The sequence below is a fragment of the Mesobacillus sp. genome, from assembly GCF_047739415.1.
GTDB lineage: Bacteria > Bacillota > Bacilli > Bacillales > Cytobacillaceae > Mesobacillus.
Map to the genome: position 1 here is coordinate 1 of NZ_JBIQOE010000103.1, position 9,384 is coordinate 9,384.

Below are 9,384 nucleotides of genomic sequence, written 5' to 3' on the forward strand. Positions count from 1 at the left end.
TATTAAATGGATTCTATTCAACGCCGATTTGAAAAGTAAGTTTTCTCCTATTATCGGAGACTCTTTGGAACTAGTACCCACAGGTGAGAAAGCTGAGGAAGTCGAGTTAGACCAATCCTATGTCGTGCTGTTGGACCTGCCGCCTTCCAAAGAAATTCTGGAGAAATTGTTTGCCGGAAAAAATCCAGGAAGGATCTATGTTCATTTTTACAAAGAAAATAGCAATTTCTTCACGACTATGCCAACCAGGGAGCATTTCAAATGGTTTTATGCTTTACTCGCAAAGAAAGGGCCATTTGACCTTAAACGTTATGGCGGCGATTTGGCCAAGCATAAAGGGTGGACAAAAGAAACAGTAGAATTCATGTCGCAGGTGTTTTTTGAATTAGATTTTGTTAAAATAAACAATGGGTTTATTTCACTTGAAAAAAATGTCCCGAAAAGGGACCTAACTGAATCCAAAACATATCAGCACAAGGTGCAAGCATTCACTCTTGAAAATGAATTGCTCTACTCATCGTATGAGCAATTGAAGAGTTGGTTTGACCAATTCATTCAAGAGTCGGTGAAAAATGAGGAGGCAATTATTCAATGGATTTGAAACAATTTGTAACAATCGTTCCCGATTGGCCAAAGCCCGGCATTAAATTTAAGGACATCACAACCTTAATGGACAATGGCGAGGCTTATAGATATGCAACAGACCAAATCGTGGTCTATGCCCGTGAAAAGCAAATTGACCTTGTAGTCGGTCCTGAAGCACGCGGCTTCATCATCGGTTGTCCGGTTGCCTATGCCCATGGTGTAGGTTTCGCTCCTGTCAGGAAGGAAGGAAAGCTTCCGCGCGAAACAATCAAGGTCAATTACGGACTTGAATATGGCAGTGACGTTTTAACAATCCATAAGGACGCGATCAAGCCAGGACAAAGAGTATTGATCACCGATGACTTGCTGGCAACTGGCGGAACGATCGAAGCAACGATCAAGCTGGTTGAAGAACTTGGAGGAGTCGTGGCAGGCATCGCCTTCCTGATTGAACTTACTTATCTCGATGGCCGCAAAAAGCTGGACGGCTATGATGTTTTAACCTTGATGCAATATTAAATTGACCGGGCGCTTCATTGAGAAGTGCCCTTTTCTTATAATGAAAAAAAGTCATTCAAAGGCATTCGGGTTTGTAAAAATAACCCTATAATTGAATGAAATAAAATATATTTCGACAATTTTTTTAAATTCTGCTGTAAAATCTCTTCCTTTCTCTTTACATCTTTGATTTTTTCTTTGATAATAGTAACAATCCTTTATAAGAATAATTATTGTAAATAAAGGATTTTCATTTAAGAATAAGAATGTATATAATTCACTTCGAGAATTGTCTAGCTTCAGCGCCTAGTCCCTCGAGTCGCTTCAGTCCGCCCAATGAAGTCAAAGAACGACTTCACCGGTCGGCCCTCCAGCGCTTGTCGGGACTGACCAAGCCGCTTACGCTTTTCTTATTACGTCGACACTATCATTGGTTCCCGCTGGAGAGAAAATGCGGGTTAATATAAAGAAATTTAAATTAGGTGATCCTATGGCGAATGACCAGGTAATGACCGCAGAACAAGTCATTGACTGTACAAAATCATATTTGAATGATGAACATGTTGAATTAGTAAAAAAGGCATATGAGTTCGCCAGACAGGCTCATCATGATCAATTCAGGAAATCCGGGGAACCGTACATCATCCACCCGATCCAGGTAGCAGGGATCCTGGCTGACCTTGAGATGGACCCTGCTACGGTTGCAGCTGGTTTTCTTCACGATGTCGTCGAAGATACCGATGTAACGCTTGATGATATTAGAGAGGCCTTCAACGATGAAGTGGCCATGCTTGTTGATGGCGTGACGAAGCTTGGTAAAATAAAGTACAAGTCGCATGAAGAACAACAGGCGGAAAACCACCGGAAGATGTTTGTTGCCATGGCTCAGGATATACGTGTCATCTTGATCAAGCTGGCTGACCGTCTTCATAACATGAGGACCTTGAAGCATTTGCCGAGTGAAAAACAGCGCAGGATTTCGAATGAAACGCTTGAAATTTTCGCGCCGCTGGCTCACAGGCTCGGTATTTCAAAAATCAAATGGGAACTTGAAGATATAGCTTTACGCTATCTGAATCCACAGCAGTATTACCGTATTGTCAACCTGATGAAAAAGAAAAGAGCGGAACGCGAGCAATATCTGGATGAAGTCATTGATGAAGTGAAAGAAAGGCTGACTGAAGTTTCGATCAAGGCTGAAATTTCCGGAAGGCCGAAGCATATATACAGCATCTATCGTAAAATGGTGCTGCAAAACAAGCAGTTCAATGAAATCTATGATTTGCTGGCTGTCCGGATTGTCGTCAACAGCATCAAAGATTGCTACGCAATCCTTGGAATCATCCATACTTGCTGGAAACCTATGCCTGGCCGATTCAAGGACTATATCGCTATGCCAAAGCCTAATATGTACCAATCACTGCACACTACAGTAATCGGTCCTAAAGGCGATCCGCTGGAAGTCCAGATCCGAACTGATGAAATGCACAGAATTGCTGAATTCGGGGTTGCGGCCCACTGGGCATATAAAGAGGGCAAACCAACTGACGCTTCCAATTTTGAAACGAAGCTATCATGGTTCCGTGAAATCCTTGAATTCCAGAATGACACTGCGAATGCGGAAGAATTCATGGAATCTCTGAAGATTGACCTTTTCTCGGATATGGTATTTATTTTCACTCCGAAAGGCGATGTCATTGAATTGCCTGCAGGATCTGTACCAATTGATTTTGCCTATCGAATCCACTCTGAAATTGGCAATAAGACGATCGGTGCCAAGGTCAATGGCAAGATGGTGACTTTAGATTACCAGTTGAAGACCGGGGATATCATAGAAATCCTCACTTCAAAGCATTCCTATGGACCGAGCAAGGATTGGTTGAAGCTTGCCCAGACCTCACAGGCCAAAAACAAAATTCGCCAATTCTTCAAGAAACAGCAAAAGGACGAAAATGTAGAAAAGGGCCGTGAGCTTCTGGAAAAAGAAATCCGCAATATGGATTTTGATGTTAAAGAAATTTTGACATCTGAAAACCTGAAGAAGGTTGCGGAGAAGTATAATTTCACCAATGAAGAAGATCTGTTTGCTTCAATCGGCTATAACGGTATAACAGCGCTGCAGGTGGCGAACAGACTGACAGAAAAACTGCGCAAGCAGCGTGACATGGAACAGGAAAAGGACATTTCAAATGCTGTTTCCGAGCTTAAATCATTTTCACCTGCCAAGAAGCGTGAGTCTGGCGTTCGAGTGTCGGGTATCGATAATTTGCTGATCAGGCTATCCCGTTGCTGCAACCCCGTACCTGGAGACGATATTGTTGGTTTTATCACAAAAGGCCGGGGAGTATCTGTTCACCGTTCTGATTGCACGAACATCCATACAGAGGATGCACAGGCAAGGCTGATTCCGGTAGAATGGGAAACTGCCTTGAATGACCGCAAAGAATATAATGTTGATATAGAAATCAGCGGCTATGACCGCAGGGGATTACTGAACGAAGTGCTGCAAGCTGTAAATGAAACGAAGACAAACATTACCGCAGTATCCGGAAAATCTGACAAAAATAAAATGGCGACCATTAACATGTCAATCGCCATCCACAATGTCAGCCACCTGCAAAAGGTCGTGGACCGGATCAAGCAAATTCCTGACATCTATGCTGTCAGAAGGGTAATGAGTTAAGCAATCTTAACAAATTGTGGAGACCGATGTGTAAGGAGATTCGCGATGCGTTTAGTGATACAGAGAAGCAAAGAAGCAAAAGTAACAGTCGATGAAGAGATAACAGGCTCCATTAAAAAGGGGTTTGTCATCTTAGTGGGCGTAACCCATGATGATACGGAAAAGGACGCTGCCTTTCTTGCCGAGAAGGCAGCGAATCTCAGGGTATTTGAGGATGAAGCAGGAAAGATGAACTTGTCCCTTCTCGAAGTAGGAGGAGAGATTCTCTCCGTTTCGCAGTTTACCCTGTATGGTGATTGCCGCAAGGGGCGACGCCCGAACTTTATGGACGCAGCAAAGCCAGACCATGCAGAAACTGTCTATGAAGCATTCAACACCTACCTCGCTGAAAAAGGAATTAAGGTAGAAAAAGGCGTATTCGGTGCCATGATGGACGTTCAATTGACAAATGACGGTCCGGTTACTTTGATTATCGATAGTAAATAATTCAAAAAAGAAGGAATCCCGAGAGCGGGATTCCTTCTTTTTAGTTTAAGCGGACATGTCGTGCTTAATTATTTTTAAAATAGCGGGCAAGTCCTTCAAATACCCCGTTAGCTACCGCTTCCTGATATTGATTTGTATTTACAAGCATCTCTTCGGCAGGATTGCTCAAATAACCTAGTTCCAGGAGGATGGCTGCTTGTTTGTTTTCTCTGATGACATGATAGTCCCCAAACCGAGTGCCCCGATCCTTCAACATTGTTTTGCTTACAACCGAAGAATGGATTTGTTCACCTAATGGCATTTGTTTTGAATTGTAATAGTAAGTCGTCATGCCCCTGACAGTCCTATCATTGATGCTGTCGTAATGAATGCTGATAAAAGCATCAGCATTCTGGTAGTGGGAGCTGCTAACCCTTGAGCCTAGTGAAATGTAATGATCATTGTTCCTTGTTAGGATAACGTTCGTGCCGGCAGCTCTTAGCTTGTCATATAAAAGCTGGGCTGTTTTCAGGGTAAGCGTTTTTTCCAATGTTCCTCTTACACCAGTTGTCCCATTATCTCTGCCACCATGCCCAGGATCGATGACAATCGTTTTATTCTTTGTGTGTTTTTCTGCTCCCGGTCGCTCTATTTGCGGGGCAGTTCCCTGTACAGAAACAATCCAGCCGGCTACAAAGCCGCTAGTCCCATTTGGAAGCGCGATTTTATACCAGTCTTTTTCAACGCTTAAGATTTCAAAGCTGTCCCCTTGATTGGCACGGAATATGACGGCTGTGCTTGTACTTGGACCTTTGCGTATGTTTGTCCCATTATGAAGCATGGAGACACTGCTATTTTTAACAGACTGGCTAGGTGCAGCGACCGGTCCATTTTTCTTTTTATCGAAAAACCACCCTGCTGCCCAGCCTGTTTTGCCAGGCTGGAATTCAATCTTGACCCAATTGTTTTGTTCATCAAGGATTTTAAAGCTTTGTCCCTTTGATACAGAACCGACGACACTGCCATCCAGGGAATTCTTGTCCCGGACGTTCAGCTGTGAAGCGGTTACTGTACCTGTGAATTGATCAGCAGGCGTTGGAGCCTTTCCGCTGTCAGCCGCGGGTTTTCCACCAATTTTCAGATACTCAGCACTTACCCAGGCACTTTTCCCTGAGTAAGTAATCTCCGCCCAACCATTTGACTGGGAATGGACTGTAACTGCAGCTCCATAACTTAATTGACCAATTTTGCCAGAGTTCAATGAAGGTTTTTCCCTGACATTCAGGGAAGTAGCGGTGACAGTTCCGCTTGTTTTGGTACTGGCTGGCGGAGCTTCACTGGTCTTGCTCTCTTTCATAGTTATGTATTCCTTCGAGACCCAGCCTCGTAAGTCTTTCGTACGCACTTCTGCCCAATTACCATTGGAGCTAAGTACTTCGACAGCTTGTCCACTGTTGAACGACCCTATTACCTGGTGGTTGGTGCCCGGTCCTTTCCTGACTCTCAAACCATTCACTGTGACACTGCCTGAGGATTGGGCATTTGGCGAAACGGCTGGAGAAACAGCTGTCTTGGCAGCTTCCTTGGCAGTAAACCATTGTGCTACCCATCCTTTTTTACTGCCTCCAAGGCTGATCTGGATCCAATCGCCTTCTTCCTTGACGATTGAAAACTTCTCTCCCTTTTTTACTAATCCTGTTACCGGGTAACTTAGTCCAGGTCCCGTCCGTACATTCAAACTTGTTGCAGTTATCGAGACACTTCCATTATCCGCCCGAACTGATTCTAGAGCTGGAAGGCTCCCGAAAATGAGCATCAAGCAAAGAATGATAGGAACCATTCTGTTTCTGGGCAATGATCTCCCTCCCTTTATCATTCTCTATAAAAATATATTACCGGATTTTACCGGTAAAATCACGAGGACTTTTCTCTTATATCGGTATGGAACAAGAAAAATTCAAGTGTGAAAAGAATATCTTAAAATCATGAAAAATTTTCATAAGGGCTGGGAAGAATAGTAAGCAATAAACAATGGAAGGTGATACCATGCGGTTCAGTGATAAAGGAAGATCTGCTTCATTTGGGGAGAATCAATTATTCGGAGTGGATTTCCACGATTTTATCCAAAAGGAACAAAGCACTAACACTGTAGAATTAGCTTCAGAATTTGGGCTGTCTCTCCGTGATGTAAGAAAACTGAAAAAACAAATCGAGCGTTCTTGAATAGTGCTTGACATTGCCATTTGTACTCCGTATTATAATATAAATAAAATGTTATATAGAAAATATACCGTTGATGGAGCATAGTAGCCAGGAAACAGGTGAAAAGAGAGGAAATGCCGTGGCTGAAAGCATTTCTGCATGATGACCTGGTGAATGAACACTCCGTAGGATTTTCTCTGAACATGGGTAATTCCATCATTAGGAGAAGACGTATTCAGGCGTTAACTGTTAAAGAGGAAGTGCATTCATGCGCTTCAATTAGGGTGGCACCACGGGAATTCAAAGCTCTCGTCCCTTGTTATTATAGCAAGGGATTGGGGGCTTTTTTGTATTCTTTTTTTTACATAAGGCTAGCTTTCATAGGAATGTTGCTAGATTAGCGATGTTCCTGAGCAAGTAATAAGTAAGAGTGTATAAAATGATTTGAAATGAATGGAGGAGGATGCACTGTGTCTAATCAAATCAATATCCCACGCGGAACACAGGACATTTTGCCAGGCCAGACAGAGAAATGGCAGCTCATTGAAGCGAAGGCGAGAGAACTTTGTGAAAGATATCAATATCGGGAATTAAGAACTCCGATTTTCGAGCATACAGATCTTTTCAAACGAAGCGTTGGTGATACAACGGATATAGTTCAAAAAGAAATGTACACCTTCACTGACAGGGGTGACCGCAGCCTGACACTTCGCCCTGAAGGTACAGCAGCTGCTGTTCGTTCTTTTGTCGAGAATAAAATGTTTGGCAGTCCTTATCAGCCAGTGAAGCTCTATTATATGGGGCCTATGTTCCGTTACGAACGCCCACAGGCTGGACGTTTCCGCCAGTTTGTCCAGTTTGGTATAGAGGCAATGGGAAGCGCAGATCCTGCGATTGACGCTGAAGTGATTTCCCTTGCGATGTCCCTTTATAAGGAACTTGGATTGAAAAAGCTCAAGCTTGTCGTTAACAGCCTTGGAGATAAGCAGAGCCGTATGGCACACAGAGAGGCTCTTGTGAACCATTTCCAGCCTCGGATCGGGGAATTCTGCAGTGATTGCCAGAATCGTCTTGAAAAAAATCCAATGCGAATCCTGGATTGCAAAGCTGACCGTGACCACGAATTGATGAAGTCCGCACCATCGATCATCGATTATCTGACAGATGATTCTGCTCAATATTTTAGTAAAGTAACGAAGTATTTGACGGATCTAGGGATTGAATACGAAGTTGACGCCAATCTGGTGCGCGGATTGGATTACTATAACCACACAGCATTTGAAATCATGAGTGATGCTGAAGGCTTTGGAGCAATCACGACTCTTTGCGGCGGCGGCAGGTATAATGGCCTTGTCGAAGAAATAGGTGGACCGGAAACACCTGGCATCGGATTTGCGTTAAGTATAGAAAGATTACTTTCAGCACTTGAAGCAGAGAGTGTTGAGCTTCCGGTCAATGAAGGAATTGATTGCTACCTCGTTTCTTTGGGGGATGAGGCCAAGGATTATACAGTGGGCCTGCTTCACAGACTGAGAATGGCGGGTTTCTCTGCGGAAAGAGATTATCAAGACCGCAAAATCAAAGCCCAGTTCAAGGCTGCTGACAGGATGAATGCCAGATATGTGGCAGTGCTGGGTGAAGATGAATTAAAAGCGAATAAAATTAACCTGAAATCAATGGCGGACGGGGAACAAACCGAACTGCCGCTAGAGAGTTTTATTGAAAAATTCAAGGAGATCTGTAAGTAGAGGGGGAGTTTCGATGTTTGGTAGATCATATTTTTGCGGTGAAGTAACGGAAGAGGCAATTGGTGAAAAGGTGACGCTAAAAGGCTGGGTCCAGAAGCGTCGTGACCTGGGCGGCCTGATTTTTATTGACCTGCGCGACAGGACAGGCATTGTCCAGATTGTTTTCAATCCTGATGTTTCACCGGAAGCACTTTCGCTCGCTGAAAAAGTCCGTACGGAATACGTTCTTGATGTGAAAGGGACAGTCATCGGTCGCAGCGAAGGAAGTATCAATGAAAATCTTAAGACTGGAAGAATTGAAATCCAGGCTGAAGAGCTGACAATCATTAATGAAGCGAAAACGACACCTTTCGTGATTGCTGATAAAACAGATGTATCAGAAGATGTTCGTTTGAAATATCGTTATCTGGATCTCCGTCGTCCGGTAATGTTCGAAACTTTTAAGATGAGACATCAGGTAACAAAAGCGATTCGTGACTTCCTGGATGGCGAAGGCTTCCTTGATGTTGAAACGCCAATTTTAACAAAGAGCACGCCTGAGGGAGCGCGTGACTATCTAGTACCAAGCCGTGTCCACCCAGGCGAATTCTACGCTCTTCCTCAATCGCCCCAGATTTTTAAACAGCTGATGATGGTTGGCGGCTTTGAACGCTATTACCAGATTGCCCGCTGCTTCCGCGATGAGGACCTCCGAGCTGACCGCCAGCCGGAATTCACGCAAATCGATATTGAAACAAGCTTCATGAGCCAGGAAGAGATCATGGGCTTAACAGAAAAAATGATGCAAAAGGTCTTGAAGGATGTAAAAGGCATGGATGTGACAGAGCCATTTCCGCGCATGAGCTATGAAGAGGCAATGAGCCGCTTCGGTTCTGACAAGCCGGATACTCGCTTTGGAATGGAACTTGTTGATCTTTCAGAAACGCTTAAAGATTCTGGCTTCAAGGTATTTGCTTCTGCAGTTGCAAACGGCGGCCAAGTCAAAGCAATTAATGTAAAAGATGCTGCTGCAAACTACTCACGTAAAGATATTGATGGATTGACTGAATTTGTTTCTGTATACGGTGCCAAAGGTCTTGCATGGCTGAAGGCGGAAGAGGACGGCTTGAAAGGCCCAATCTCGAAGTTCTTTGGAGAAGAAGAACAGGCAGCACTTCAGGCGAAATTAGAAGTTTCAGCTGGTGACCTCCTGCTTTTCGTAGC

8 protein-coding genes and 1 other annotated feature are annotated in these 9,384 nt (G+C 43.9%); of the genes, 7 read left to right on the forward strand and 1 reads right to left on the reverse strand.

Annotated features, from left to right (window positions below):
* From ACH0QE_RS08520 to dtd, 4 genes are all read left to right on the forward strand, one after another.
* A partial coding sequence (locus tag ACH0QE_RS08520; protein WP_415800276.1) for a single-stranded-DNA-specific exonuclease C-terminal domain-containing protein occupies positions 1 to 601 on the forward strand: 601 nt, incomplete at its 5' end.
* Positions 592 to 1,104, forward strand: a complete 513-nt coding sequence (locus ACH0QE_RS08525) for an adenine phosphoribosyltransferase (RefSeq protein WP_415800277.1) — start codon at positions 592 to 594, stop codon at positions 1,102 to 1,104. The genes ACH0QE_RS08520 and ACH0QE_RS08525, both read left to right, overlap by 10 nt.
* 469 nt (positions 1,105 to 1,573) lie before the next feature.
* Positions 1,574 to 3,766 carry a RelA/SpoT family protein gene (locus tag ACH0QE_RS08530; protein ID WP_415800282.1) on the forward strand — a complete coding sequence of 731 codons (2,193 nt, stop codon included), beginning with the start codon at positions 1,574 to 1,576 and terminating at the stop codon, positions 3,764 to 3,766.
* Between the two features lie 45 nt (positions 3,767 to 3,811).
* The gene (gene dtd / locus ACH0QE_RS08535; RefSeq protein ID WP_415800278.1) at positions 3,812 to 4,252 is read left to right on the forward strand and encodes a D-aminoacyl-tRNA deacylase; all 441 of its coding nucleotides are present in this window, start codon (positions 3,812 to 3,814) and stop codon (positions 4,250 to 4,252) included.
* A 64-nt stretch (positions 4,253 to 4,316) separates the two neighbouring features.
* Here the strand turns inward: dtd and ACH0QE_RS08540 are convergent, their stop codons facing one another.
* The gene (locus ACH0QE_RS08540; protein ID WP_415800279.1) at positions 4,317 to 6,086 is read right to left on the reverse strand and encodes an SH3 domain-containing protein; all 1,770 of its coding nucleotides are present in this window, start codon (positions 6,084 to 6,086) and stop codon (positions 4,317 to 4,319) included.
* 191 nt (positions 6,087 to 6,277) lie between these two features.
* On the opposite strand from ACH0QE_RS08540, the gene ACH0QE_RS08545 reads away from it, so the two are divergent.
* From ACH0QE_RS08545 to aspS, 3 genes are all read left to right on the forward strand, one after another.
* Positions 6,278 to 6,454 carry a hypothetical protein gene (locus ACH0QE_RS08545; RefSeq protein ID WP_023627182.1) on the forward strand — a complete coding sequence of 59 codons (177 nt, stop codon included), beginning with the start codon at positions 6,278 to 6,280 and terminating at the stop codon, positions 6,452 to 6,454.
* A gap of 61 nt (positions 6,455 to 6,515) precedes the next feature.
* Positions 6,516 to 6,753: a binding site (T-box leader), on the forward strand.
* Positions 6,754 to 6,903: 150 nt separating this feature from the next.
* On the forward strand, positions 6,904 to 8,181 hold the full coding sequence (gene hisS / locus ACH0QE_RS08550; RefSeq protein WP_415800280.1) for a histidine--tRNA ligase: 1,278 nt from the start codon (positions 6,904 to 6,906) through the stop codon (positions 8,179 to 8,181).
* Between the two features lie 13 nt (positions 8,182 to 8,194).
* Positions 8,195 to 9,384: aspartate--tRNA ligase (gene aspS / locus ACH0QE_RS08555; protein WP_415800281.1), on the forward strand; the 1,190-nt coding region annotated here is incomplete at its 3' end.

What these genes read in the sequence shown, in the direction of transcription:
- ACH0QE_RS08525 (WP_415800277.1), top strand. Translation starts at nt 592, where the DNA reads ATGGATTTGAAACAATTTGTAACAATCGTTCCCGATTGGCCAAAGCCC.
- ACH0QE_RS08530 (WP_415800282.1), top strand. Translation starts at nt 1,574, where the DNA reads ATGGCGAATGACCAGGTAATGACCGCAGAACAAGTCATTGACTGTACA.
- dtd (WP_415800278.1), top strand. Translation starts at nt 3,812, where the DNA reads ATGCGTTTAGTGATACAGAGAAGCAAAGAAGCAAAAGTAACAGTCGAT.
- ACH0QE_RS08545 (WP_023627182.1), top strand. Translation starts at nt 6,278, where the DNA reads ATGCGGTTCAGTGATAAAGGAAGATCTGCTTCATTTGGGGAGAATCAA.